Source organism: Paracoccus sp. PAR01, from assembly GCF_014851995.1.
Classification (GTDB): Bacteria; Pseudomonadota; Alphaproteobacteria; order Rhodobacterales; family Rhodobacteraceae; genus Paracoccus; species Paracoccus litorisediminis.
Genome location: NZ_JACVAW010000017.1, coordinates 22,154 through 46,966, shown reverse-complemented (window position 1 = coordinate 46,966; position 24,813 = coordinate 22,154). Strand labels below are relative to the sequence as shown.

The 24,813-nt window shown below is 64.2% G+C and carries 24 protein-coding genes; 19 read left to right on the top strand and 5 right to left on the bottom strand.

What is annotated here, in order from left to right; genetic code table 11:
* Positions 1-10 precede the first annotated feature (10 nt).
* The 4 genes from IB235_RS19335 (at position 11) to IB235_RS19320 (ending at position 5,602) form a co-directional block, all read left to right on the top strand.
* Positions 11-562 (top strand): HNH endonuclease signature motif containing protein, encoded by a 552-nt coding sequence (locus tag IB235_RS19335; protein WP_192338106.1) that lies wholly within the window; start codon positions 11-13, stop codon positions 560-562.
* A 323-nt stretch (positions 563-885) separates the two neighbouring features.
* Positions 886-1,602 (top strand): hypothetical protein, encoded by a 717-nt coding sequence (locus IB235_RS19330; protein ID WP_192338105.1) that lies wholly within the window; start codon positions 886-888, stop codon positions 1,600-1,602.
* Between the two features lie 8 nt (positions 1,603-1,610).
* Positions 1,611-3,536, top strand: a complete 1,926-nt coding sequence (locus tag IB235_RS19325; RefSeq protein ID WP_192338104.1) for a hypothetical protein — start codon at positions 1,611-1,613, stop codon at positions 3,534-3,536.
* Complete coding sequence (locus tag IB235_RS19320; protein WP_192338103.1) at positions 3,536-5,602, top strand: hypothetical protein; 2,067 nt, start codon at positions 3,536-3,538, stop codon at positions 5,600-5,602. The genes IB235_RS19325 and IB235_RS19320 overlap by 1 nt, the downstream gene beginning before the upstream one ends.
* A gap of 154 nt (positions 5,603-5,756) precedes the next feature.
* Here IB235_RS19320 and IB235_RS19315 read toward each other — a convergent pair whose 3' ends face one another.
* Positions 5,757-6,098, bottom strand: a complete 342-nt coding sequence (locus tag IB235_RS19315; protein ID WP_192338102.1) for a hypothetical protein — start codon at positions 6,096-6,098, stop codon at positions 5,757-5,759.
* A 28-nt stretch (positions 6,099-6,126) separates the two neighbouring features.
* Between IB235_RS19315 and IB235_RS19310 the strand changes: the two genes are divergently transcribed.
* The 5 genes from IB235_RS19310 (at position 6,127) to IB235_RS19290 (ending at position 10,894) form a co-directional block, all read left to right on the top strand.
* Complete coding sequence (locus IB235_RS19310) at positions 6,127-6,372, top strand: hypothetical protein (protein ID WP_192338101.1); 246 nt, start codon at positions 6,127-6,129, stop codon at positions 6,370-6,372.
* Between the two features lie 63 nt (positions 6,373-6,435).
* On the top strand, positions 6,436-7,413 hold the full coding sequence (locus tag IB235_RS19305) for a hypothetical protein (RefSeq protein WP_192338100.1): 978 nt from the start codon (positions 6,436-6,438) through the stop codon (positions 7,411-7,413).
* Positions 7,413-7,595 (top strand): hypothetical protein, encoded by a 183-nt coding sequence (locus IB235_RS19300; protein ID WP_192338099.1) that lies wholly within the window; start codon positions 7,413-7,415, stop codon positions 7,593-7,595. The genes IB235_RS19305 and IB235_RS19300 overlap by 1 nt, the downstream gene beginning before the upstream one ends.
* Positions 7,595-10,210 carry a hypothetical protein gene (locus tag IB235_RS19295; RefSeq protein WP_192338098.1) on the top strand — a complete coding sequence of 872 codons (2,616 nt, stop codon included), beginning with the start codon at positions 7,595-7,597 and terminating at the stop codon, positions 10,208-10,210. The genes IB235_RS19300 and IB235_RS19295 overlap by 1 nt, the downstream gene beginning before the upstream one ends.
* Before the next feature lie 3 nt (positions 10,211-10,213).
* Positions 10,214-10,894: a hypothetical protein gene (locus IB235_RS19290; protein WP_192338097.1), complete on the top strand. Its 681-nt coding sequence runs from the start codon at positions 10,214-10,216 to the stop codon at positions 10,892-10,894.
* Here IB235_RS19290 and IB235_RS19285 read toward each other — a convergent pair.
* Positions 10,878-11,075 (bottom strand): hypothetical protein, encoded by a 198-nt coding sequence (locus tag IB235_RS19285; RefSeq protein ID WP_192338096.1) that lies wholly within the window; start codon positions 11,073-11,075, stop codon positions 10,878-10,880. The two genes, IB235_RS19290 and IB235_RS19285, sit on opposite strands and share 17 nt — an antisense overlap.
* 102 nt (positions 11,076-11,177) lie before the next feature.
* Here IB235_RS19285 and IB235_RS19280 point away from each other — a divergent pair, with 102 nt between their 5' ends.
* The 10 genes from IB235_RS19280 (at position 11,178) to hflC (ending at position 17,940) form a co-directional block, all read left to right on the top strand.
* Entirely contained in the window at positions 11,178-11,432 is a 255-nt protein-coding gene (locus tag IB235_RS19280) for a hypothetical protein (protein ID WP_192338095.1), read from the top strand.
* Positions 11,429-11,623, top strand: a complete 195-nt coding sequence (locus tag IB235_RS19275) for a hypothetical protein (RefSeq protein WP_192338094.1) — start codon at positions 11,429-11,431, stop codon at positions 11,621-11,623. Before IB235_RS19280 ends, IB235_RS19275 begins: the two co-directional genes overlap by 4 nt.
* Before the next feature lie 15 nt (positions 11,624-11,638).
* The gene (locus IB235_RS19270; RefSeq protein WP_225612486.1) at positions 11,639-12,280 is read left to right on the top strand and encodes a glycoside hydrolase family 19 protein; all 642 of its coding nucleotides are present in this window, start codon (positions 11,639-11,641) and stop codon (positions 12,278-12,280) included.
* Between the two features lies 1 nt (position 12,281).
* A complete protein-coding gene (locus IB235_RS19265; protein WP_192338093.1) occupies positions 12,282-12,596 on the top strand; it encodes a DUF6527 family protein in 315 nt (104 codons plus the stop codon).
* Between the two features lie 11 nt (positions 12,597-12,607).
* Positions 12,608-12,931: a hypothetical protein gene (locus tag IB235_RS19260; protein WP_192338092.1), complete on the top strand. Its 324-nt coding sequence runs from the start codon at positions 12,608-12,610 to the stop codon at positions 12,929-12,931.
* Positions 12,928-13,179: a hypothetical protein gene (locus IB235_RS19255; RefSeq protein WP_192338091.1), complete on the top strand. Its 252-nt coding sequence runs from the start codon at positions 12,928-12,930 to the stop codon at positions 13,177-13,179. The genes IB235_RS19260 and IB235_RS19255 overlap by 4 nt, the downstream gene beginning before the upstream one ends.
* A 298-nt stretch (positions 13,180-13,477) precedes the next feature.
* Entirely contained in the window at positions 13,478-14,203 is a 726-nt protein-coding gene (rpiA, locus tag IB235_RS19250) for a ribose-5-phosphate isomerase RpiA (protein WP_192338090.1), read from the top strand.
* The gene (gene gorA, locus IB235_RS19245) at positions 14,200-15,600 is read left to right on the top strand and encodes a glutathione-disulfide reductase (RefSeq protein ID WP_192338089.1); all 1,401 of its coding nucleotides are present in this window, start codon (positions 14,200-14,202) and stop codon (positions 15,598-15,600) included. The genes rpiA and gorA overlap by 4 nt, the downstream gene beginning before the upstream one ends.
* A gap of 61 nt (positions 15,601-15,661) precedes the next feature.
* Positions 15,662-16,867 carry an FtsH protease activity modulator HflK gene (gene hflK / locus IB235_RS19240; protein ID WP_155040633.1) on the top strand — a complete coding sequence of 402 codons (1,206 nt, stop codon included), beginning with the start codon at positions 15,662-15,664 and terminating at the stop codon, positions 16,865-16,867.
* Complete coding sequence (hflC, locus tag IB235_RS19235; RefSeq protein WP_192338088.1) at positions 16,867-17,940, top strand: protease modulator HflC; 1,074 nt, start codon at positions 16,867-16,869, stop codon at positions 17,938-17,940. The genes hflK and hflC overlap by 1 nt, the downstream gene beginning before the upstream one ends.
* Before the next feature lie 51 nt (positions 17,941-17,991).
* Here the strand turns inward: hflC and IB235_RS19230 are convergent, their stop codons facing one another.
* Genes IB235_RS19230 through IB235_RS19220 form a run of 3 tightly spaced genes read right to left on the bottom strand, consistent with a single transcriptional unit; the run spans position 17,992 to position 24,712 of the window.
* The gene (locus IB235_RS19230; RefSeq protein ID WP_370576948.1) at positions 17,992-18,975 is read right to left on the bottom strand and encodes a transglutaminase domain-containing protein; all 984 of its coding nucleotides are present in this window, start codon (positions 18,973-18,975) and stop codon (positions 17,992-17,994) included.
* Positions 18,972-21,377, bottom strand: a complete 2,406-nt coding sequence (locus IB235_RS19225; protein WP_192338087.1) for a circularly permuted type 2 ATP-grasp protein — start codon at positions 21,375-21,377, stop codon at positions 18,972-18,974. Before IB235_RS19225 ends, IB235_RS19230 begins: the two co-directional genes overlap by 4 nt.
* Positions 21,378-21,385: 8 nt before the next feature.
* Entirely contained in the window at positions 21,386-24,712 is a 3,327-nt protein-coding gene (locus tag IB235_RS19220; RefSeq protein ID WP_192338086.1) for a DUF2126 domain-containing protein, read from the bottom strand.
* Between the last annotated feature and the right edge of the window lie 101 nt (positions 24,713-24,813).

Here is a 24,813-nt window from a genome sequence, read left to right as displayed (position 1 = left end):
GGAGCATCGCATGGCTAAGAAGCCATTACCCGACGCGGAATATCTGCGTCAATGCATGGATTATGACGCGCAAAGCGGTCGCATGACTTGGCGGCACAGGCCTATCGAGCACTTTGGCGGCAGCGATAGATATTGGCGGTCGTGGAACAAGCGGCACGAAGGTGCCGAAGCCCTTTGCACAACGCGTCATGACGGGTACCGATTTGGTGTGGTGAAATATTGCCGCATCTATGCCCATCGGGCGGCTTGGGTTCTGTCGCACGGTGTGTGGCCTGATTTGATTGATCACATCAATGGCGATCCGTCAGACAACCGTTTGTGTAATCTCCGGTCGGTGCAGCACTCCGAAAATTCGAAAAACGTGGCTAAGAGAAGCGACAACACTTCAGGGGTTGTCGGTGTTTATAGAAACTGCCCACGATATTGTCTGCCATGGTCTGCTGAGATCTATGCAAATGGCCGCAAGATGAAAATCGGCAACTTCGCTACGATTGAAGAAGCCGCCGCTGCTCGTAAAGCGGCTGAAACTGAATATGGCTATAGCCTCAGACACGGGCGTTAGCAGAGACAAGATATCAGCAAAGCAGCGCGCTCCATACGGGGCGCGTTTTTCTTTGCAGGAGGTGTACTATCGGCAAAAATGCTCCTTCCGCGCCGGACCCGTCGAAGACGGCGGCTGCTCAAACAGGCAGCAACGTCAGTACCGCGGTGGCTAATGCGTTCCTGAACAATATTAATCAGGAAACGCCGCTTGGTTCCCTGAACTACAATCAGACAGGCACCTATAGTTGGACTGATCCCAGCACGGGAAATGTTTACGACATTCCGACCTTCACAGCCTCGCAAACCCTGACGCCTGCCGGGCAGAAGCTGCAAGACGCCACCATGGCGACCCAGCAGAACCTTGCCAACACCGCGCAATCGGCGTCGGGCAAGCTGCAACAGATGTTGGGCCGGGGAATCAACCTAAACGGCGGGCCACGGGTGGGACGCGTGCCGACCCTCGATACCGTCAACGTTCCCCGCAACTGGTCGGACAGCGATTTCTCGGCCGATCGTGCGCGAGTCGAGCGGGCAATCATGGATCGGGCCGCCGGCGGGCTTGAGAGCGACCGCCAGGCGCTGGCGCAATCGCTGGCAGATCAGGGCATCACCATCGGCTCGCCAGCCTATCAGTCCGCGATGGACGATCACGGGCGGCAGGTCAACGATATGCGCACCTCGGCCATTCTGGCGGGCGGTGAGGAACAATCGCGCATGGCTGGTCTGCGGTCGCAGTCGCTGGCGGATCAGATTTCCTCGACCGGCTTCAACAATCAGGCCGGAATTCAGCAATACTCGACCCAGCAGGACGCGCGGAACCAATACGAGAGCCGCGCCTATGCCCGCCGCAATCAGGGCCTGAATGAGATCCTGTCGCTGATGAGCGGATCGCAGGTCCAAAGCCCGAACTTCGTGAACACCGCGCAGAACCTGATCCCGACCACGGATTACGCTGGGATCGTCCAGCAGGGCTATCAGAACCAGATGGGCCAATTCAACGCGCAGAACAGCTTCTGGAACAACGTCCTCGGCGGTGCCGGGGCCTTGGCAATGCTCTGAGGTCTGACATGGCATTCATTTTTGGCGGAAATACCGGCAACTCCTACGAGGACATGCTGCGGCAGCGTTTGCAGGCGCAGCAGCTCGCGGCGGGCATGAATGACGTTTCGGGGCCGGGAGGGGGCATCAATGCGCTGGCCCGCGGTCTGGCGTCGGGCGTCCTGAGCCGCCGGGCTGACAAGGCCGCGTCGGAAGGGCGCGAGGCGGCGCAGCAGCGCGCGCAGTCGGTCCTTGGCACACTGTTTGGTCAGAGCCTCGGCGGCGGGATGACGAGCTTCGTTGACCCGCAGGCGCAGCAGGCCCCTCAAGACCCACAGGCGCCGATGGTCGATCAGACGGACCCCGCAGTTTCCGGCGCGTTCGCGGGGAAATCCGATCTGAGCGGCCTTCCGCCATCTCTCATCCAGTCGGAAAGCGGTGGTAACTGGTCTGCGCTGAACTCTGAGGGCTATGGCGGACGGGGCCAATTCGGCACGGATCGTCTGGCCGATGCGGCGCGCGCTGGCGTCATCCCAGCGGGAATGACGGGTGCGGATTATTCGCGCCAGCCGGGAGAGGTCCAGCAGCGGGTTGAGCAATGGCATCGCGGCGACGTCATGAAAGATTTGGGCCAGTATGTCGGCACGGATGTTGACGGCGCAGGGCCGATTCCTCCGCTGACCGAAAACAGCCTTCTGGCCGTCGCTCATTTGGGCGGAAAGGGCGGGGCCAAGCGGTTCGTGGAAAGTGGCGGACGCTACAACCCCTCGGACAGCAACGGCACGAGCTTGGCAGATTACGCCACGAGGCATGCAGGCGGCGGCGCTGCGATGGGCGGCGGTATGCAGGACCCGATGGCAGGCATGGACATGTCAGCCGTCATGGCCGCGCTGTCGGACCCGTATCTGGACGATGGCAGCCGATCGGTTATCGGCATGATGCTGCAGCAGAAGCTCAGCCAGCAGGCCGCGATCCGCGATCAGCAGATGCGCATGCAGGACCCCGCATATCAGATGGGGCTGGCAAAGAGCGCTCTGGAAATCCAGCAGATGCAGAACCCCGGCCCGGCAAAGCCCGTTGAGGTCGGCGGTGTGCTGCTGGACCCGACCACAGGCCAAGTGCTGTTCGACAGCCGCCAGCCCAAGACGCCGGAAGGCTTTACACTCAATCCGGGCGATGTTCGGTTTGGCCCGGACGGGAATGTCATTGCGCAAGTTGATCCCGCAGCGCCTCCTACCCCGATGACGCAAGAGCAACGGCAACAGTGGGGCATCCCGCCGACAGATCAGCGACCATACGCCATGACGCCGCAAGGTCCGAAAGTGATCGGCGGGGAGGGTGTGACCATCAATAACAACCCCAGCGGCGGGGGCGATGACAAGTTTTACGAGCAGTTCGGCAAGAACGACGCCGACGCGCTGACCGGAACGTCCGAATCTGGAATGGCGGCGATGCGCAACGTTGGTCGAATTGATCGACTTGAAAGCTTGCTGGCAAGTGGCCCGTCTGGCGCTGAGGCAGGTTTCAAGTCGATGCTCGGCGAATATGGCATCAACACCGATGGGCTGGACACGCTGCAATCCGCTCAAGCATTGGTGAACCAGCTTGTGCCAGAACAGCGCGCGCCCGGTTCTGGGCCTATGTCGGACGCGGATCTTGCGTTGTTCAAGCAGTCCCTCCCACGCCTCATCAACTCGCCTGGCGGCAATGCGCTGATCATTCAGACGTTGCGCGGCATCAACCAGTATGATGCGGAGGGGGCAGTGATTGTGCAGCGGCTTCGCGCGGGTGAAATTGACCGGAAGCAGGCCTTTGACGCGCTGCAGGCACGGCGGAACCCGCTTGAAGGCATGGGCGCAAATGCTGCCAAATTTGGCAAGCCAGAGGCGGCGGATTCCCTTTCCGGCACGGGCTGGCAAGACGTTGGCGGCGGCATCAAGATCAGGGCTAAATGATGGCAATTTTCGAGATCCAAGGGCCGGACGGCAAAACCTACGAAATCGACGCCCCCGATCAGAATGCGGCGCTGACCGCATTTCGTGGCTTCATCGGTCAGGTCGGCGGCACAGAACAGCCGACGGGGCAGGGCTTCGGCAACAACGTGGCCCAGCAAGCCGGGGACGGCCTGTTTCTCGGCTTCGGCGACGAGATCAGCGCCGGCTTGAATGCCATGACCGGCTACGACGCCAATACCGGCACCTACGGCAACTGGGGCACGTCCTACGACGACCAGTTGAAGGCGGTGCGCGGGCAGGAGGAACAGTTTCAGGCTGATCACCCCTATATCTCGGCTGCCGCGGAGATCGGCGGCGCGGTGCTGCCCGCAATGACGGGCGTTGGTATCGCAGCTCAGGCCCCAACGCTGGCCGCGCGCGCAGGAACCGGCGCTGCACTCGGCGCTGGTGCTGGCGCGGTGCAAGGCTTCGGGGAAGGCGAGGGCGGCCTCGGCAATCGACTGAACACGGCGGCGTCTGGCGCGGTTATCGGCGGCGCACTAGGCGGGGCTGTGCCGGTGGCAGGCTCGGCGCTTCGGCATCTGTGGCAGGCCGGGTCAGGGGCCGTCCGCAATGGCAGGATTGGCGCGCAGATCGGTGAAAAGCTTGGGGTCAATCGCGCCACAGGCAAGGTTCTGTCGCGGCTTCTGGCCGGGCAGGATCAGAAGGCCATCATGGAAGGCCTCGCTGCGGGCGGCGATGACGCCATGCTGGCCGATGCATCCGCTGGCCTGACCGGGGCTTTGGATGGTGCAATGCGCTCGCCCATTTCGGGCGCGCAACTGGCGCAGGATCGCGTGAACGAGCGGGCAGGGCAATCCTATACCGGCGTCATGGATGCGCTTGTCGGCGGCCAGCAAGGCCCGCGCATGCCGCCCGCCGAGACGCAGCGGCGCATGGCGCAAGGCGCGCGGGGGCAGGTCAACCAAGCCTATCAGCAGGCCTATGGCACCCCGATTGACTATGCGTCCCCAGAGGGTCGGGCAATCGAGGAACTGATCGGCCGCGTGCCGCCGAAACGGGCGCAGGCCGCGATCAATTCGGCGACCGATCGCATGATCTATGACGGGATGCCGTCGCCGCAGATCCTCGCAAACGTCGCAGACGATGGCCGGGTTTCGCTGTCGCAACTGCCCAACGTGATGCAGCTGGACTACATGAAACGCGCCTTTGACGAGGTGGCCGAGGATAGCAAGGACGCCATCACCGGACGCATGACCAGCGATGGGGCATTCTCTGGCCGGATTGCGCGAGACATTCGTGAGGCGACCAAGGATGCCGTTCCCGCCTACGGCGAGGCCTTGGATGTGGCCGCGAACGATATTCGCCAGCGCTCGGCGGTCAGGACCGGTCAGCGCATTCTGTCGGCCGACTTTTCTGTCGAGGATGCCCTGTCTGAGATCTCGGACGCCACCGGGGCGGAACGCCGCGCCATTCGTGATGGCCTGATCGGGCAAATCGACAATGTGCTGGGCAACGTCCGCGCCGTCGCCTCGGATCAGAACATCGACGCACGGCAGGCCGCGAAGGCCTACAGCGACATGTCCAGCCCGTCTGCACGCCGGAAAATGGAAGCATTGTTCGGTGAGGAATGGCCCGCGATCCGCGAAAGCCTCGATAGCGCCGGGCGGGCGTTGATGCTGCGCGCACGCACGTCACCAAACAGTTCCACGGGGGTTCGCCAGATGTTCAACGACATCGTTGCCGAAACCGTCGAGCCGTCAGCCCTGCAACAAGGCAAGCCGGTCACTGCTCTGCGCGGTGCCCTTGGTGAATTGACCGGGGCTTCCCGCGAGGCTGTCGGTCGGGCACGTGACGAGGTGAAGGGCGAAATCGCCGATCTGCTCACCCGTCAGGGCGGCGAAGAGCCGAAACGCATCTTGCAGGCTATTTTTGCGGCACAACTGTCCAATCCACTTCACCCTGGCGTCGGATTAGGACCGGAACGTGCTCTGATGCGGGCGGCTGGATCTGCCGTTCCTTATGCGACAGAGCAGACCCAACGCCTGCTAGGCCTACTACGCTGATCGCGAGTAGCATCTGAAGCTTGGCGCTCAGGTCGCGCTCGTTCTTCTTCAACCTCCAAGCGAGGTAGAGGATATAAATCGAGACCCAGATTGCAAAAAACGCGCCCGCCGCGACCGTTACAATGTCCATCCCCGCAATATAGTGCGGCAGTTCTCAGTAGCAACTGGTGGTCACGCTACCACCGTAGCCCGGCGTGTGGGTGCAGTTCATCCGCTGCGCTGCCATCGATCGGTTGTAGTTGGCCGACGCCTGAGTCATCGCCAGCCCGGCATTCCGCCGCGCCGCGACATTCGCATTGCGGGTGGTCACCTCTTTCTCGATCTCAGCATCCCCGCACTGCTGCATTTGCGGCGAGTTTCGGGGAATCCCGAGTGCCTCGCAGCGCTGGATAATCTGCTCCACCAGTTGGACCCGTTCGGCATAGCCCATCTGCTCCACCGGCTTTTCGCAAGCGGTCACGGTGGCGACAGCGGCAATCAAAAGAACAAAACGCATCAATGACTCCTTGAGAGGAAGACCCGCAATGTTTCAGCAACTCCTTGCGATGATGCAGCAGCGTCAAACCCCCGGCAAGCGGCCTGTCATTAAAGGCGGCATGCAGCCCGGCGTGCTTGGGAACGCCATGCAGGCGCAGCAGCCCGCGCAGCAACAGCAGCCCGTCTCCAACTTCCGCATGAACCAGATGCAGCCCGGCGTGCTGGCCGATCTGATGCGCAGCGCGCGCACGACCCAGCCCGGCCAGTCCATCGGCTGGGAACTGCTCCGCTAACCACCGTCCAAATCGAGTCCACAGGCCGTCCTTCGGGGCGGCCTTTTTGCATGGAGGCATGCTGTGCCATTCAATCCGTCAGGCGTTTTCGTGCGCCTCTACAACTGGGTCTCAGACCGCGACAACGACATCCCCATCGACTCCGCCCGTATGGACGCAGAGATGAACGGGATGGCTGATGCGCTCACGGCCATTGTCGCGCAGACGCAGCCGTTCACGGGGCCGATGGTGGTTGCGCCGGGAACCTTCGTCACGCCCGGCGTGGCGTTCTCGAACGACACCAACACCGGCATTTATCGCGATGCCGCGGATTCGCTGGGGTTTGCGGGCGGCGGGGTCAAGCAGGGCGCGATCAATACGAACGGCCTGCAACTGCGGGCAAACGGCAACGAAGCCAATCCGGCCATTCAGTTCGACAGCGCGAACAACGGCATCTTCTGGGTGCTGGGCGGTGGGCCGCGCTTCACGGCCGCAGGCGTCACTATTGGCCGCATCGAGGGCGGGTCCGATCTCCCCTCAACGGTTTCTCTGGTGACGCGCGTGGCGGGCGATGCCCGATATGTCTCCTACCCCAGCTTGGAAAACGGCTTCGAAATCCCGACTGGCGGGTCGTTCTCCACCCCCGCCATTCAGTTCGGCAACATCAACAACGGTATCTACTGGGAGCTCGGCTCCGGCCCCCGGTTTGCCGCTGGCGGCGGGACGATTGCCCGGCTCGACGGCGGAACATCGCTGGCGACCGCCGAAGCCATCGTGACCCGCCAATCGGGCGATGCTCGCTACTGCCTCGACACCACCTTGGCCGTTCGCACGCGCATGGCTGAGGGTTCGCCCAACCAGCTTGGGGTTGCCTGCCAGATGCGCATGGCAACCGGAACCGTGGCTCCCAACGACACAGTAGCCGGCTCGGCGCTCGTGTTCAGCAACGGCGACGGCTCGGTCACAGGCAGCGCCGGATCTGGCACGTGGCGCGCGCTCTGCATCATCGGCAGCGGCGGCGCGGGCGCGGCGCGCGTCGGCTCTTTCATGAGGATCACCTGATGGATTTCGAAATCAGCAACCCGCGCCATGTGGCGGCGGGCGTCATCGACGTGACGTGGAACCACCCGGATTTCGGCGTCATCCCCTACACCTGCGTCAACGGGTCGGGCGAAACCGAGATGCAAGCCATCTGGGACGCGATCCAGCGTGGCGAGTTCGGCCCGGTCGCGGGGGCCGCGTAATGGCGACCTATCGCGGCGTTAAGGGGACGCAGGTATTCGACAGCATCGGTGCCGCAGAGATGGCCATTCCGGGGTCGGCATGGTCTTCGATCGAGGTCTGGGAGTTCGACCAGACAATTGAGTTCGTCCGCGATCCGAACGGCACCGACCTGACGATGTATGACGGCAGCACGTGGCGGCGCGAGACGACCTATGCCGAAGCGGCGGCAGTGGCTGCAGCTGCGCTGGCCGCAGCTGGGACCATTGGGCCGGCAGCAGAAGCGGCGCAGGCCGCGGCTGCGTCTGCTGCGGCGTCTGCAGCGTCTGCGTCTGGCGCGGTCACGGGCATGACCAGCGCAAGCATTGACGGCGATATCATCTCGCTCGCGAACGGCGCCACCACGGCACAGAATATCACGGCAACGATTCCCAGCGCGCAGGCGCATATCGCGATCAACGTTGCGAACCGCCGCATTCAGTTCACCTGGCCGACAACAAACACCGCCGCCAACCCGACTGTTACGGTCGGCGCGGACGTTTTCACGCTGAAAAACCGCGATGGCAACGATCTGGCGGCGGGCGATCTGGTCGGCGGGCGGCGCTTCATCGCGGTCAATACGCACACGACGAACAAGATATTTCGCATCATGGACGCGGTTCAGCAGGCCGATATCAACGGGCTTGCTCCTAAACTCACGGCTCTGACCAACGCCAGCAACCAAGGCGATACTGCAACTCTGCGCACCTCGGCGGGCGGCACCGCTCAGGCGATCACCTGCACTTTCGAGAGCGGGCAGGCCGCCATGGCCTTGCAGCTTTACACGGCGCTTGAATTTACATGGACCACGACAAACACCGGTGCCGATCCTACGATCACGATTGGCGGCTTGGTCTACACCCTCAAAAATAATGCCGGAAACGCGCTGACCGCAGGCGATCTGAAAGGCGGCGTCCGCTATCGCGCGTGGCTGCAACACACGACGAACCGCACCCTGCGCATTATCGGCGCTGTGAATTTCGCTGAGATAAACGGCGCGGTGACTTTCGCTCTCGGGGATGCGCTTGAGGATGGATCGCGCGATCTTGTGACAATCACGCAAGACCCGACCGAGAGCGGCACGCCGGAAACGCGCTCTCTAATCCGCGTTGAGGATGATGGCCTGAATCTCAAGGCTTCATCTGGGATGCTGCAAGATATCTTTGCACGGGCCGAAACGGCGGGGCTTAGCGGGGGATCGTCAGCCGAGTTCTTCGGGGGGGTCGAATACCTGCCAGCCGCCGCCACGATGCTTGACCGGCGTGTCGCAGGCGTTACCCAGAAGGTTGGCGATGCCGGGATCGGGGCTGCTGCGCGCTACACCGATGCCGCCCACAATGGCGCTTGGACATGGCTATATGACAGGTGCTCCATCTGCATCGCGCTCGGCCAGTCGAACGGGCTGCAACCCATCATGTTCGGCCCGCTGGAATACGACGCCGCCAAGACGCCGGATCATGTGCTGATGCCGAATGACCAATCCGGCACGGCGGGGCAGGGAGGATTGCGCGGCTGGGACGGGCTGGTTCCGACCGTCTCATTCACGGCTCTGGTCCCTGCGGTCAGCAATGGCGCGCAGTCAACCGCAGAGGCATTCGCCAGCGCGGCCAATGCGCTTGATCCGCGAGGTGCGCAACTTTGGCTGGCAAGTGGCGAGAGCGTCGGAGGCGCTGGATTGAAGGGGACTAACGCAGCGTCTTGCATCTGGAAAACGACCGGCGAGGTCGTCGCTAACGCGCGCACGAACACGATCAACAAGGTCACGCAAATGATCTCGCTGTCACCTGTCGCGCCGTCGCAGATCGTGCTGATGCTGACGCATGGCGAGACGAACCGCCGCGATCCGATGGAGGAATACCGCGACGATCTGGTGGCTTACATGAACGATGTTGAGGCAGACCTTGCATTCACCGGCCTGCCGATCCTGTGGCTTGTGGATCAGGTCGGCGGTAACGCCATTGGCACGGGTGGAACCCCGAACGACAATGGCTCTGACTGGCCGTCGAAACGGGCACTGTTCGAAGCGTGCGAGATCAAGAATGCGGCGGATGGGAACTGCATCATGGTCGGCCCACGATACCACCTGCCATTCGGCACTGCGGCTGGCGGCGATGATGACGTAATCCATCACGGATATCATGAGCAAATCCGGCTGCGCGAGATGCACGCGGCGGCATATGTCGCGTGGGTTCGAGGCGTGGAATGGTATGCCCCCAAGCCCATTTCAGCGGTTCGCACAGGGCAAACCGTGGTTGTGTCCTATGACAGCATCACCCCGCTGGTGATTGATCCCGGCCTTGTCGGAGATGCGACCGAACCAAATTATGGGTTCTGGATCAATCAGGGCAGCGGGACGCTCATCACGAACGTCGAACAAGTTGGCCCCCGCTCGTTTCGCTTGACCCTTGACCGCGTTCCGCCTGCTGATGCGCGGGTTGCAATGACATGGCGTCGGCCTGTCCTGCCGGGGGAGACTGATACGCGCTATTCTGTCGGGGCTGGGTCGGTCCGTGAGGTGTGGTCGCAGGCCGGGCCGATCTCTGGCGATCCGATCTATCGCCCCATGATCTCCCTTCCCGTCGACATCACCACGGAGTGAAACATGCCGATCACCACAACCGCACAGACCGGCGTTGACATTTCCGGGGCAGCGCTGCCGGTCAAGCTGACAGTCCCAGAGAAACTCGCGACTATCGCGGGATTTGTCGGGGCTTGGTATACGCCGGAGTATTCGTCGGGATCTTGGCCTGCGAAATACGGGTCGGGCACAACGGCTGCGGTAAGTTCTGTCACGCCGACGAAGGCATTCAAAAATATCGGCGGCACGTCTACGCGCTGCGTCGAATTTACCGGCGTCAACACGTTGCAGGCGGCAGGCTCATTCACAAGCGGGATGAGCCTGAGTCTCGCGCTCAACATGGTCATTGAAACGGGTGCGGATCAATACATTCTGGGTGGTGGCGCTGGCTGGAACCTGAATTGGCGCAACTCCGATCGGATGCTGCGTTTCAACAGCACTGATCTGGCAGTCGTAGCCCCCGGAAACCGGGTCATTATCCTGTATCAAGGCGCGGCTGAATGCGCCGTCGAGGTGGATAATGTCATTATCGGGACGGTGCCCATGTCGGGCGCCCCGATCACATCTCTAGCGATCGGCAACCGCCAGACAAGCGATCAGACCGGGGGCCTCGTCGGCGCTGTTTATCGCTACGCCCTCTCGACCGCAGATCTGCGCGGAACGGATGATGAGGGGCTATTCCGCGAGATTATGACGAAATTCTGACGGGAATAAGGATCTCGCGCGCCTCCGCCGCCGCTGCAATCCACTGGCGGCGTTCATCGTCGCTGATTTTGTCCCACGGCGTCACGATGCCGGTGCTGTCGGGTTCTAGCTTCGCATGTGCCGCATAGATGCGTTTGGCAATGAACTCGTTTTCTTCGTTCGTGGTCAACTCGGTGGCCATGATTCCCCCATGAATCGCTTCTCAGCATGTGGGCGCGAGCGACGGAAACGCAACCCTTTCTGCCGTCCTTCGGGGCGGCTTTTTCTTTGCCCGGAGATGCCCGTGAATTGGTTCGAAAAACTGGATGAGGCCATTAGCTGGGCCATGACGCTGGCGCTTGGCTCCGTGGTGGGCGGCGTCGGCTGGCTGGTGCGCCGGCTGTTCACCAACCAGCAGGAAATCGCGGAGCTGAAATCGCAGACGGAGATGCTACGGGTGGAGTTCGCACGTCGCGACAGCCAGCGGGCCGAGGATCGAGAAGACTTGCAGGAGGTCAAAGCCTCGGTTCGGCGCATCGAAGACCGGTTGATGAGATGAACCATTGGGCGTGGTCCTGCCGCCTCAACGCGCTGCTGCTGGGCGACCCCAGCGAGCCGCTCTGCTCGCGCGTCTACGCCCTGCCGGATAGCTGCTTCCGCACAGCATACCTGCGCGCCATGGACCGCATCTTTGAGCGCGACCACTGCATGGCGATCCATGCCCGCTGGCTGATCCAGCGCATCCCCTAATCATCGGAGGCTGCAATGACAGTCGATCTGACGCTGGGCCACACCCAGCGAATAATCGCGGCTGCGCGAGACGCGGGCCTGACCACGCCGCAGACGGCCTATGTTCTGGCGACGGCCTATCACGAGACGGCGCACACGATGCAGCCAGTCCGCGAGGCCTATTACCTCGGTAGCAAGGCGGACGCCTACCGCAAGAAGCTGCGCTATTACCCGTGGTATGGCCGGGGCTTCGCCCAGCTCACATGGCAGTACAACTACCAGCGCGCGGGAAAGCAGATCGGGATCGACCTGATTGCCAACCCGGATGCTGCCATGGAACCCGACAACGCGGCCCGTGTCCTCGTCCTCGGAAGCCGTGACGGCTGGTTCACCGGCAAGAAGCTGTCCGACTACATCAACGCGTCCAAGACCGATTACACGGGCGCGCGCCGGATCATCAACGGCACGGACCGAGCCGCAGATATTGCGGCCATCGCGAAGGAATACGCGGCGGCGCTGGCTGCGGAATCGCCCGAGCGGCAGGTGCAATCCATCCTCGCCAGCCTCGGCCTCTACACCTCGAAAATCGACGGCATCTGGGGGCCTAAGTCACAGGCCGCTCTGGACGCATTCAACCTCGCGGCAGGTCGCATCGCCGCGCTTTCACCGGAGATCTGACATGACCTGTGCCAATCACGAATGCGCTCACTGTCATCCGCCCGCCCTTCGCGCCCGCCGCATGCCGAACATCCAGGCGCTGCGTTGCCAGCGAATTCCCGGCTCGTTCGTCCACCACGGCTGCGGCCTCTCGTTCATCTGCCCGTGTGGCTGCGGGGGCGAAAGCTACCTGCGCCGCGGTCCAGTCTGCTGCGGCCCGTCGTGGGACTTCTGCGGCTCACTCGACCGGCCAACCCTGTCCCCGTCGATCTACAACGTCGCGATGCCCTGCCAATGGCACGGCTTCCTGCGCGGCGGTGAATGGCAACCCTGCTAATGGAGAATGACATGCAAGCACTGTTCGAAGCGGCGACCCCGCACGTTCTGGAAATCGTGAGCATTGGCCTGACTGCCGTTATCGGCTGGGGCGCGGCCAAGGCCCGCCAGAAATGGGGCATCGAGATTGAATCGAAGCACCGGGACGCGCTGCACTCCGCGCTGATGACCGGCGCGCGACTGGCGATGGCGCGGCAACTGACCGGCGCGGCGGCTGTCGGTGTGGTCCTCGACTATGCCAAAAAGTCCGTGCCCGACGCGCTGGCCTATCTCAAGCCGGGGCTGGAAGTGCTCGACCTGCTGGCGGCGTCGAAGCTGAACGAGGCGCGCAAATGACCGGTTTGCTTGGCCTGATCCTCGCAGCCGCCGCGTGCTTCCCGACGCCGGAGATCCACGCGCAGCTTGGCGACAAATACGGCGAGGCCCGGCTTGCGGTCGGGCTGTCGCAATCCGGCAATATCCTCGAAATCTGGGCCGGTCCTAGCGGCTCATGGACGGCGCTTGTCACGCGCCCCGACGGCACGTCCTGCGTGGTCGATGTGGGGCAGGGGATGCAGGTCGTTACGCCGGGGGAGCCGGTCTAGCGGAACAAGATTCCCGATTCGTTTATGCTATGTCCGGGGCATCGGAACAACGTATCGGCTTGATGCGAAAGCGTTTCCGAACAAGTGTCAGGTATCTTCATGGCCCGCATGATTAGGCGAGCCCGCGCCGCGAGGCAATCGGCGCGCGATGCGACCTTCGGCCCCAAGGCGTGCGCAGATTTCCCGCGCAGATTTCCGGCCATGGCAGGTGGTCCAAGCGCCGCCTTCTGCGTATAAGGTCGGGGACCGCCCGCAAGGGCCAATCTACAGATGAACTTTCCGCTTCGGAGCTGCCGCCATGACCGACCCCACCACCATCGACCTTTCCAAGGATGCCGCTGCCCGTGCCGCCGTGGCGCTGGTCGAAAACGGGATGAAGCTGGGTCTGGGCACCGGCTCGACCGCCAAGGTCTTTGTCGACCGTCTGGCCGAGCGCGTCCATGCCGAGGGGATGGACCTGCGGATGGCCTCGACCTCGAAGGCGACGGCGGATCAGGCGCGGTCGCTGGGTTTGGTCGTCGAGGAACTGGACGAGTTGGGCTGGCTTGACCTGACCATCGACGGTGCCGATGAGGTCGACCCGGACCTGAGCCTGATCAAGGGCGGCGGCGCGGCGCATCTGCGCGAAAAGATCGTGGCCACCGCATCCGACCGGATGGTGGTCATCGCCGATCAGGGCAAGGTCGTGGACCGTCTGGGCAAGTTCAAGCTGCCGGTCGAGGTGATCCCCTTTGGCTGGGAATCGACCCGCACCCATATCCAGCGCGCGCTGGCCGAGCTGAACATGGCCGACCGCCCGGTGATCCGGCGCGAGCGCGACGGCCAGCCGATCCGCACCGATGAGAACAATTACATCCTCGATCTCGCGCTTGAGGAAATCCACGATGCCGCGGCGCTGGCAAGCGCACTGTCGGCGATCGCGGGGGTGGTTGAACATGGCCTATTCCTGAATATCTGCAATCTTGCCATCATCGGCCGTCCCGACGGCTCGGTGGTCGAGTTGCGCAGAGAGGATCTGGAATGACATTCGATTACGATCTTTTCGTGATCGGCGGCGGATCGGGCGGGGTGCGGGCCGCGCGGATCGCGGCCAGCGAATACCATGCCCGCGTCGGTCTGGCCGAGGAAAGCCGCATGGGCGGCACCTGCGTCATCCGCGGTTGCGTGCCGAAAAAGCTGATGATCTTTGCCTCGCAGGCAGGGGCCTTGGCGCATGAGGCGCGCGGCTATGGCTGGACCAGCGCCGACGCCGGTCCCTTCGATTGGCTGATGTTCCGCCACAAGCTGGATGCCGAACTGACCCGGCTGGAAGGCGCCTATACCGGCGGTCTGGTCGCGGCGGGGGTGGACATCCACAAGCAGCGCGCCCACCTGCACGACGCCCACACGGTCGAGCTGGCCGATGGCCGCCGCGTGACGGCCAAGCACATCCTGATCGCCGCCGGTGGTCGTCCGCAGCTTCCCGGCATCGAGGGCGAAGAACTGGGCATGATCTCGGACGACCTTTTCCTGATGGAGAAGGTGCCGGGGCGCGTGCTGGTCGTGGGCGGCGGCTTCATCGCCTGCGAATTCGCTACCATCTTGCAGGGATTGGGCGCGCATACCACGCTAAGCTATCGCGGCGATGCCGTGCTGCGCGGCTTTGACGGTGACATGCGCCGCAATGCCACCGAGCAGCTGCGCGTGATCGGCGTCGAATTGCGGCTGCCATCCACCCCGACCAAGCTGGAAAAGCAGGACGGCGGCATCCTTGTCACCTTTGACGATGGCGCGACCGACCAATATGACGCGGTGATGTTTGCCACCGGCCGCGCACCCCATACCAAGGGTCTGGGGCTGGAGCAGGCAGGCGTCAAGCTGGGCCAAAAGGGCGAGGTCGTCGTCGACGAATGGTCGCAAAGCTCGGTTCCCTCGATCTTTGCCGTGGGCGATGTCACCGACCGGGTGAACCTGACCCCGGTGGCGATCCGCGAAGGCCACAGCTTTGCCGACACCGTCTTTGGTGCGAAACCCCGCAAGGTCGATCACCGGCTTTACGGCGCGGCGGTCTATATCCGCCCGCATGAGGTGGCCTCGATCGGTCTGACCGAGGAGGAAGCCGCCGCACAGGGCCCGCATGAGGTCTATGAGGCCAGCTTCCGCCCGATGCGCTCGCTTTTCGCGGGTTCGGATGCGCGGGCGGTGATGAAGCTGCTGGTCGATGCGGGAACCCACAAGGTCACCGGCTGTCACATCTTTGGCCCCGAGGCCGGAGAGATGATCCAGCTGGTCGCCATCCCGATGGGCATGGGCGCGACCAAGGCCGATTTCGACGCGGCCATCGCCGTGCATCCGACCCTGGCCGAAGAATTGGTGACGATGCGTCGCCCCACCCGGCATATCGGCGGGGCACATCCTGACAAAACCGTTGGTTCGGCTTGATTTTCGCCGCTTCGGTACCAGTTAACCCCTGAGACACGAACAGCAGACGAGGCAAGAGACGATGGCGGGACAAGGCCCTTGGGGCGGTGGAGGAGATGACGGCAAGGGTGGCAAGGAGCCGCCCCAAGGGGGCCAGCGCCCCTGGGGCAATGCCGGAGGCAACCGGGACGACGATCCACGCGGCCCGCGCCGCGGCGAACAGGTCAATGAAATCGAGGATCTGGTACGCAAGGGCCAGGACCGGCTGCGCGTCCTGATGGGCGGCAAGGGGCCTGGCGGCCCGCGCGGCAACGGTCCCCGGCGTTCGTCGCAGGGTCCGCAAATGACCCGTGGCACCTGGGGGCTTGTCGCGCTGGGCGCGGTGGCCTTCTGGGCCTTCATGTCCTTCTACACCGTCAACCCCGAGGAACGCTCGGTCGAGCTGCTGTTTGGCCGTCCTTTCGCCACCGGCGAAGAGGGCCTGAATTTCGCGCCATGGCCGGTTGTCCGCGCCGAGGTCGTCTCGGTCTCGGGCGAACGCACCACCGAAATCGGCACCGGTCGCGCTGGGCCGCTGGATAGCGGGCTGATGCTGACCCGCGACCAGAACATCGTCGACATGGCCTATCAGGTGGTCTGGAACATCTCGGACCCGGAAAAATACCTGTTCAACCTGGCCGACCCCGAAGACACCATCCGCGCCGTCGCCGAATCCGCCATGCGCGACATCGTTGCCCGTTCGGAACTCGCCCCGATCCTGAACCGCGATCGCGGCACCATCGGTGAGGATCTGAAGCTTTCGGTGCAAAGCACGCTTGATGCCTATGAGGCCGGGATCAATGTTGTTCGCGTCAACCTTGACCGCGCCGACCCCCCGCGCGAGGTGATCGACAGCTTCCGCGAAGTGCAGGCCGCCCAGCAGGAACGCGACCGCCTTGAAAAAGAAGCCGACGCCTATGCCAACCGGGTGCTGGCCAATGCCCGTGGTGAAGCCGCTGCCGTGATCGAACGCGCCGAAGGTTATCGCGCGGAAGCCGTGAACACCGCACAGGGTGAGGCCTCGCGCTTCAACGCGGTCTATGACGAATACGTCAAGGCCCCCGAGGTGACGCGCCGCCGCATGTATATGGAGACGATGGAAAAAGTTCTGGGTCAGGCCAACAAGGTCATCCTTGACGGCGATGCCGGTCAGGGTGTCGTGCCCTATCTGCCGTTGGATCAACTGCGCAGCAATCCCGCAGCTGCCGACAAATCCGCCACCTCGTCCAGCACCGGGGGGAACCAGTGATGAACCGTACACTCTCAATTCTGGTCCTGCCCTTCCTTGCCGTCGCGGCCGTGCTGGTCACTGCCTCGCTGTATATTGTCGATGTGCGGGAAAAGGCGCTGGTCATGCGCTTCGGCGAAGTGGTCGATGTGCGCGAAAATCCCGGTATGGGTCTGAAGGTCCCCTTCATCGACCAGGTGGTGCGCTATGACGCCCGCATCCTTGGCATCCCGACCCCGCCGATGGAGGTCACGCCGCTGGATGATCGCCGTTTGGTCGTCGATGCCTTTGCCCGCTGGCAGATCACCGATGTGGTGCAGTTCCGCCGCGCCACGGCTGCCGGTGGCATCCAGTTCGCCCAGCAGCGTCTGGCCGATATCGTGACCAACGCCATCCGTCAGGTGCTGGGCTCGGTGCCCTCGACCACGGTGCTGTCGGATGACCGGACGCCGCTGATGAACCAGATCCGCGACTTGGCGCGTGAAAACGCCAAGGATCTGGGTGTGCGCGTCATCGACGTGCGCCTGACCCGCACCGATCTGCCGGAGCAGAACCTGACCGCGACCTATGCCCGGATGCGCGCCGAGCGTGAACGTGAGGCCGCCGATGAGATCGCCCGCGGTGGCGAGGCCGCGCAGCGCGTCCGCGCCGCTGCCGACCGGACCGTGGTCGAGCTGACCTCGGAAGCCCGCAAGAAGGCCGAGATCGTCCGCGGTGAGGCCGATGCCCGTCGGAACTCGATCTATGCCGAGGCATTTGGCCGCGACCCCGAGTTCTTTGCCTTCACCCGTTCGATGACCTCGTATGAGCGTTCGCTGAAGGGCGAGAACAGCTCGCTGGTGATCAAGCCCGAGGGCCAGTTCTTCGACTATCTGCGCAATGACGGCGCGGATCGGGCGAACCCCGTTCCGGTCGCTCCGGTCCCGGCAGCAGCCGAACCTTCGAGCGATGAGCCGCTGGCCCCCGAAGTGACCGACCGCGAGGGCACGCCACTGGGCGAAAAGGCGGGTGTCAAGCTGACGCCGCTGCCGGAATCGCTGGCACCGCCGCCGCAGCAGGAAAGCATCGTCCCGGCCGCTCCTCCGGCGAACTGAGACGGTTACAGATCAGGGAAAGGGCAGGGCGCAGGTCCTGCCCTTTTTCGTTCAGCCGGGTTCGTGCAGCGGATCGTCCGTCTGAGCCGCGCGCGATTTCGGGGCAAAGGCCAGCGCCAGCGGCGTCCAAGACAGCGGCCCGGATTGGGTCTGGACCGGCGCTTCCTCGATATCGACGCTATGGGTGCCGGTCTGCGCGCCATCCAGCCGCATCATGCCGGTGACCGGGGCGACATCGTCGTAATCGCGGCCAAAGCCGATATCGATATGATCGCCAAGCGCGAAACAGGCATTGGTCGGGTCGTAATCGATCCAGCCCGCATCCGCCCCGCACCAGGCCCGGACCCAGGCGTGGCTGGCATCCGCGCCGACCAGACGCGGCTGGCCGGGTGGCGGCAGCGTGCGCAGATAGCCGCCCACATAGGCCGCCGGAATGTTCAGGCTGCGCAGGCCCGCCAGCATGATCTGCGCGAAATCCTGACAGACCCCGCGCCGCAGGTCGAAAGCCTCGGCCGGGGGGGTGTTCACATCCGTGGCCTTGGCGTCAAAGCGCATATGGGCATGCAGCGCCAACCCCAGTTTTTCCAGCGCCTCGCGCGCCGTCTCGGCCCCGGCGGTTGCCTTGCGGGCAAAACCGGCGATCGCGGGGATGCGGGGGATGCGCGGCGTCGGCACTAGAAAATGATGCGGAGAGGCCGCATCCAGCCCGCGATGCCCGGCGATTTCCGCCGCAAGCCGGGTCAGGGGCGTCGAGATGTCCAGCCCGATTTCATGCGCGACGCGGCGGACATCGGCCTCGAGTATCAGTTCCAACTCGGTGATGCCGGGGGGCATGACCAGCTCGATCACCCGCGTGCCAAAGAAATCGACGAATTCGCGCGTCTCAACGGGATCGGGGTCGATGCGGATCGCGGCATCCAGCACCGATTGCCTGCCGGGAATGGTCGCGGGCAGGATGCGAAACAGCTGCCGCCCCGATCCGGCGGGCCGTTCAAAGGCGTATTGAAACGCGATCTGCATCCGATAGCTGGTCACCGCAGATAGGCCTCGGTCAGAAGGGTGGACAGGTCGGCAATGCGGGTGCCAAGCGCATCCAAAGCCTCGCCGTCAAGGGATTCGGGGGTCTCGGTCGCAACCTCGGTTTGGCAGCGCAGTACCGCGCGGCCAAGGGCAGAGTATTCGCCCTGCTCGACGCCCCCCGGCAGCTCCGAGACCTGCGCCATCATCTGGTCGATCTGATGCCGGACCGAGCGCGGGTTCATCGGGTCCAGCACCAGAAGGTCGATCACCGTCTCGCGCGAGGTCGATATGGCGAAGCGCTGGCGATGGGTCAGCACGCTGTCGCCCAGTTCCACGCACAGGTCCAGCGCGCCATGCGGCGCGTCCGGCTGGGCAAGTGCGGCGACGATGCCGGTGGTTCCCAGTGCGCGCTCATGCAGTCGCCCCAGCGTCAGAAAGCGCCAGCCATAGAAGCGATACATGTTTTCATGGACCAGACCGGAAAAGCCCGCGATCTTGCGCAGGATCGCCGACAGCGCGCGTGCCGCGTCATCGCCCGGCGCGACCCGCCCGGCCATCTGCCGCGCGGTTTTTTCCAGATCGGACAGCGCCGACCAACCATCGGTCGAGAAACGGTCGCGCACCTGACCGGCGCTGGCGACGGCGGCGGACAGCGTGTCGATCAGCCCCTTGGGGATCGGCGCACCGGGCTCCAGCCCATAGGTTTTCAGCAGCTTGTCCAGCGCGGCCTGCAGCGGTTCCGCGCCGCGCCCGCTTTCGGCCTCGCGGATGTGGCGGGCGCGCAGGATGCGGGTGATCTGTTCGGTCCGCTCGACATAGCGGCCCATCCAGAACAGGTTGTCCGCCGCGCGCGAGGGCAGGGTGGATGGCGCACTGCGCCGATAGGGCCCCCCCCGCGAGGGCGCCATGGTGATGGCCGGAACCTCGTTGTCGCTGACGATCCAGACATCCGCCGCCGCACCGCCGCGCTGCATCGCCAGCGCGGTCGGATCGTCGGTCGCCCCAATGCGGGCAAAACCGCCGGGCATGACCTGCCAGCCATCCGCCGTTCGGGCCAGAAACACCCGCAGGCTAAGCGGGCGCGGCACGATCCGCCCTTCGATCAGCGCGGGCGTGGTGGACAGGCTGACGGTTTCCTGCGCGACCAGATCCGGGCCTTCCTCGGTCAGACGGCGCTGCAACTCGGCGGGGTCAAGGCTGGCGGCCAGTATCGGGGCCGGGTCGCTGTCAAAGGGCAGGCCAGTATCCAGCGCGCGGCTTAGCGCCATGCGTTCGGGCGCGGCCATGATCGCCTGATGCTCGGCCTGCGCGCCCAGCCACCATGTCGCGATATTGGGCATCGCCAGCGACTGGCCGGTCAGGATCGGTGCAAGCTTCGGCAGAAAGGCCATCATCGCTCGCGCTTCCAGCACGCCCGATCCCAGCGCGTTCAGCATGTTCAGCCCGCCGCTGCGCAGGGCCGAGACCATGCCGGGCGTCCCGATCCGCGAGGCCGGGTTCAGCTCCAGCGGGTCGACATAATCGCCATCCATGCGTCGCCACAGCAGGTCGATGGGTCGCAATCCGGACACGGTGCGCACCATCAGCCGCCCGTTCTCGACCACCAGATCGTCGCCTTGGACCAGCATGAAGCCCAGATAGCGCGCGATCCATGCCTGCTCGAAATAGGTCTCGTTCCACGGGCCGGGGGTCAGGATGGCGATGCGTGCGTCATGGTCGTCGCGCGCCGCCATCAGCCGGTCGCGGAAATCGCGAAAGAAGCCCGCCAGCCGGTGGACATTTTGCAGGCTGAACAGATCGGCGAATGCGCGCGAGGTGGCGACGCGGTTCTCCAGCGCATAGCCCGCGCCCGAAGGCGCCTGCGTGCGGTCCGACAGTACCCACCATTTGCCATGCGGGCCGCGCCCGATCTCGAAGGCGATGAAATGCAGGTAATGGCCCATGCGCGGGCGCACCCCCACCATCGGGCGCAGCCATTGCGGGTTCGAGGCCACCAGCGCCGGCGGCAGATGCCCCCCGGCGACCAGTTGGTTCGGGCCGTACAGATCGGCCATCACCGCTTCCAGCAGTTCGGCGCGCTGGATCAGACCGGCACTGATCTGGTCCCAATCGGCCTCTGCCATCAGCACCGGGACATGGCTCAGCGGCCAAGGCCGCTCAATCGAGGTGCCGCTGCCATATTGGCGGTAGAACACCCCCGAATCCCGCAGATAATGGTTCGCCCGTGCCAAGGATCGCGCCAGCATGTCCGGCGGCTGGCGTTCCAGATGCTCCAGCAACGGCTGCCAGATCGTGCGGATGCGGCCATCGGGGCCCAGCATTTCGTCGGGGACGCCGGGCAGGGGCGCATAGGTATCAATCCCCAACGCGGCGCGGCGGGGCTCGGCGGGTCGGGCGTCAGAGCCGGCGGGTTCCATGGGCCGGACTACAGGCCCACGGGCCGCCGCAGGTCAAGGGTCATGGGAAATTCCGCAGATATTTGCTCGGACTGTGGCTGGAAGGCGAAACCGGCGCTGTGGCCATTGGGCTGGAAACGGGCAAGGCGGCGGGCCTCGGCCTCATTGCCGTTGACCGGGAAGGTATCATAGCTGCGTCCACCGGGGTGGGCGACGTGATATGTGCAGCCGCCAAGGGCGCGGCCAGACCATGTGTCCCAGACATCGAAGGTCAGCGGTGCATCGACGCGCAGGACGGGATGGATGGCCGAGGCCGGTTGCCATGCCTTGTAGCGCAGTCCGGCGACGGCTTCGCCCCCGCCCACGGGTTGCAGGGGCAGGCGGCGGCCATTGCACAACACCTGATAACGGCTGGGATCGGCGGTGGTCAGCTTGACCTGCAACCGCTCGGTCGAGCTGTCGGTATAGCGCACCGTGCCGCCGATCGCGCCGGTCTCGCCCAAGACGTGCCACGGTTCCAGTGCCTGTCGCAGTTCCAGATGCGTGCCCTCAAGCTCGACCTCGCCGCAGAAGGGGAAGCGGAATTCGCGGCTGGCCTCGAACCAGCTTTCGTCAAAGGCGAAGCCGTGCTGGCGCAGATCGGCCAGCACGTCGCGGAAATCCTGCCACAGGTAATGGGGCAGCATGAAGCGGTCATGCAAAGCCGTGCCCCAGCGGGTCAGATTGCCCTTGGCCGGGCTGGCCCAGAAGCGCGCGATCAGCGCCCGGATCAGCAATTGCTGGGCAAGGCTCATGCGGGCATCTGGCGGCATCTCGAAGCTGCGGAACTCGATCAGGCCCAGTCGCCCGGTAGGGCCGTCCGGGGAGTAAAGCTTGTCGATGCAGATCTCGGCGCGATGGGTATTGCCGGTGACATCAGTCAGCATATTGCGCAGCAGGCGATCCACCAGCCAAGGCTGGGGCGGCATCCCTTCGCCGGGGGCGGGGATCTGGGCCAGCGCGATTTCCAGCTCATACAGCGCGTCGTGGCGGGCCTCGTCGATGCGCGGGGCCTGAGATGTAGGACCGATGAACAGGCCCGAGAACAGGTAGCTGAGCGAGGGGTGCCGGTTCCAATGCAGGATCAGGCTGGCCAGCAGGTCGGGGCGGCGCAGGAACGGGCTGTCCATCGTGGTCTGGCCGCCAACGACGACATGGTTGCCGCCGCCCGTGCCGGTATGCTTGCCGTCGATCATGAACTTGTCCGCGCCAAGGCGGCACAGGCGGGCCTCGTCATAGACCGCCGTGGTGATGTCGACGCAATCGTTCCAGTCATGGGCGGGGTGGATGTTCACCTCGATCACGCCGGGATCGGGGGCGACGCGGATCACGTTCAGGCGCGGATCATGCGGGGGCGCATAGCCCTCGATATGGATCTTCAGGCCCAGACGCAGGGCGGCGGCCTCGGCGGCGTGCAGGAGGTCCAGATAGTCTTCGAGCATGGTCACCGGCGGCATGAAGACGCAAAGCCGCCCCTCGCGCGGTTCGACCGACAAGGCGGTGCGGACGAAGCCCTCGATCTCGGTCGCGTTCTGGGCATGCTGGGCCTGCTGCGGGGCCGAGGGGGTGAAGCTGGCCCTTGGCTGCGCCTTGCGGGCCGGGTCGATCTGGTCCGGGGGCAGCAGGTCGGGCCGGTCGATGGTCGGGTCCATCGGATTCACGTAAGGGTATTGCGCGGGCGTCAGGTAAGGCAGCCCGTCCAGCGGCAGGCGGTAGCCCACGGCACTGTCGCCGGGGACAAGGAACATCTTGCCACGCCGCAAGCGCCATGCCTCGGAATGCCATTTCCGCTTGCCTGCGCGGCCCTGCCACGGCTGCACCGGCAGGACGAAACCCACGGGATCGGTCAGGCCGCGATTGAAGACGGTGGCCAGCCGGTGGCGTTCCTCGGGGTCTTTCAGCTTCGAATTCTCGGGGGTGACGTTTTCGGGCAGGTTCGCCTCGCGCAGCAGCCATTCCGCAGGGTCCTCATAGGCGGGCATGACATTGCCCTGCGGCACGCCCAGTTCGGCGGCGATCTCGTGCAGCAGGTCCTGCGATTGCAGGGGCGTGGCCTGCTGGTCCTTGCCCTCGGCGGCGATCAGGTCGGGGTTTTGCCAGATCGGCTGGCCGTCGCGCCGCCAGTAAAGCGAGAAGGTCCAGCGCGGCAGGCTTTCACCCGGATACCACTTGCCCTGACCGTAATGCAGAAAGCCCCCCGGCGCGAAGCGGGTGCGCAGGCGCCGGATCAGCTGATCGGCCAGTTCGCGTTTCTGGGGCCCGACGGCGGCAGTGTTCCACTCGTCGCTTTCGAAATCGTCGATGGACACGAAGGTCGGCTCGCCGCCCATGGTCAGGCGCACATCGCCATCGGTCAGGGTCTGATCAACCTTGTGGCCAAGCGCGTTCAGATCGTCCCATGCCGCGTCGCTGAAGGGCTTGGTGATGCGGGGATGTTCGGCCACGCGTCGGATCTGCATGTCAAAATCGAACTCGGTGACCGCTTGCCCGTAGAAACCGCCGCTGATTGGCGCGGCATTGCGGTAATGCGGGGTCGCCGCCAGCGGGATATGGCTTTCCCCGGTCAGCAGCCCCGAGGTCGGGTCCAGCCCGATCCAGCCCGCGCCGGGGATATAGACCTCGGCCCAGGCGTGCAGGTCGGTGAAGTCGTGATCCGTCCCCGACGGCCCGTCCAGTGCCTTGAGGTCGGGTTTGAGCTGGATCAGGTAGCCCGAGACGAAACGCGCGGCAAAGCCCAGATGGCGCAGGGCCTGCACCAGAAGCCAGCTTGAATCCCGGCACGAGCCGCTGGCAAGGCCCAGCGTCTGTTCGGGTTCTTGCACGCCCGGCTCCATGCGGATGGTGTAATTCACCAGTTGCGAGATGCGGGCGTTCAGCCAGACGATGAAATCGGTGGTGCGCTGCGGCTCGCGCGGCACCGTGTCCAGAAATTTTTGCAGCAGCGGCCCGGCGGGCTCGGGCTGGCGATAGATCGACAGGTCATCGACCAGATCGGCGGGGTAGTCGAAGGGCCAGTTCTCGGCGCTGTCCTCGGTGAAAAAATCGAAGGGGTTCCAGACGGTCATGTCGGCGACCAGATCGACCTCGATCTTCAATTCGCGCACCGGCTCGGGAAAGACGAAGCGCGCCAGCCAGTTGCCGAAGGGGTCAAGCTGGTGGTTCACGAAGTGCCCGCCGGGGCTGACCTTCAGCGCGTGGGAAATGACGCGGGTGCGCGAATAGGGCGCAGGGCGCAGCCGGATGATCTGCGGGCCAAGGATGACGGGCCGGTCGTATTTGTAATGCGTCAGGTGATAGATGCTGGCCTTGATCGACATGGTCCGTCCACTTCCTGTTGCCCTTTGGGAATTGCTAGCAGTCGGCAACGGGGCAAGGGAACGCCTGCCGGTCCTTGTCGTGACCGGCATTCGTGAGTGTG

What these genes read in the sequence shown, in the direction of transcription:
- IB235_RS19315 (WP_192338102.1), bottom strand. Translation starts at nt 6,098, where the DNA reads ATGCGTTTTGTTCTTTTGATTGCCGCTGTCGCCACCGTGACCGCTTGC.
- IB235_RS19285 (WP_192338096.1), bottom strand. Translation starts at nt 11,075, where the DNA reads ATGGCCACCGAGTTGACCACGAACGAAGAAAACGAGTTCATTGCCAAA.
- IB235_RS19335 (WP_192338106.1), top strand. Translation starts at nt 11, where the DNA reads ATGGCTAAGAAGCCATTACCCGACGCGGAATATCTGCGTCAATGCATG.
- IB235_RS19270 (WP_225612486.1), top strand. Translation starts at nt 11,639, where the DNA reads ATGACAGTCGATCTGACGCTGGGCCACACCCAGCGAATAATCGCGGCT.
- IB235_RS19265 (WP_192338093.1), top strand. Translation starts at nt 12,282, where the DNA reads ATGACCTGTGCCAATCACGAATGCGCTCACTGTCATCCGCCCGCCCTT.
- IB235_RS19290 (WP_192338097.1), top strand. Translation starts at nt 10,214, where the DNA reads ATGCCGATCACCACAACCGCACAGACCGGCGTTGACATTTCCGGGGCA.
- IB235_RS19225 (WP_192338087.1), bottom strand. Translation starts at nt 21,377, where the DNA reads ATGGAACCCGCCGGCTCTGACGCCCGACCCGCCGAGCCCCGCCGCGCC.
- IB235_RS19255 (WP_192338091.1), top strand. Translation starts at nt 12,928, where the DNA reads ATGACCGGTTTGCTTGGCCTGATCCTCGCAGCCGCCGCGTGCTTCCCG.
- IB235_RS19310 (WP_192338101.1), top strand. Translation starts at nt 6,127, where the DNA reads ATGTTTCAGCAACTCCTTGCGATGATGCAGCAGCGTCAAACCCCCGGC.
- IB235_RS19260 (WP_192338092.1), top strand. Translation starts at nt 12,608, where the DNA reads ATGCAAGCACTGTTCGAAGCGGCGACCCCGCACGTTCTGGAAATCGTG.
- IB235_RS19295 (WP_192338098.1), top strand. Translation starts at nt 7,595, where the DNA reads ATGGCGACCTATCGCGGCGTTAAGGGGACGCAGGTATTCGACAGCATC.
- IB235_RS19220 (WP_192338086.1), bottom strand. Translation starts at nt 24,712, where the DNA reads ATGTCGATCAAGGCCAGCATCTATCACCTGACGCATTACAAATACGAC.
- hflC (WP_192338088.1), top strand. Translation starts at nt 16,867, where the DNA reads ATGAACCGTACACTCTCAATTCTGGTCCTGCCCTTCCTTGCCGTCGCG.
- rpiA (WP_192338090.1), top strand. Translation starts at nt 13,478, where the DNA reads ATGACCGACCCCACCACCATCGACCTTTCCAAGGATGCCGCTGCCCGT.
- IB235_RS19325 (WP_192338104.1), top strand. Translation starts at nt 1,611, where the DNA reads ATGGCATTCATTTTTGGCGGAAATACCGGCAACTCCTACGAGGACATG.
- gorA (WP_192338089.1), top strand. Translation starts at nt 14,200, where the DNA reads ATGACATTCGATTACGATCTTTTCGTGATCGGCGGCGGATCGGGCGGG.
- hflK (WP_155040633.1), top strand. Translation starts at nt 15,662, where the DNA reads ATGGCGGGACAAGGCCCTTGGGGCGGTGGAGGAGATGACGGCAAGGGT.
- IB235_RS19300 (WP_192338099.1), top strand. Translation starts at nt 7,413, where the DNA reads ATGGATTTCGAAATCAGCAACCCGCGCCATGTGGCGGCGGGCGTCATC.
- IB235_RS19320 (WP_192338103.1), top strand. Translation starts at nt 3,536, where the DNA reads ATGGCAATTTTCGAGATCCAAGGGCCGGACGGCAAAACCTACGAAATC.
- IB235_RS19275 (WP_192338094.1), top strand. Translation starts at nt 11,429, where the DNA reads ATGAACCATTGGGCGTGGTCCTGCCGCCTCAACGCGCTGCTGCTGGGC.
- IB235_RS19330 (WP_192338105.1), top strand. Translation starts at nt 886, where the DNA reads ATGGCGACCCAGCAGAACCTTGCCAACACCGCGCAATCGGCGTCGGGC.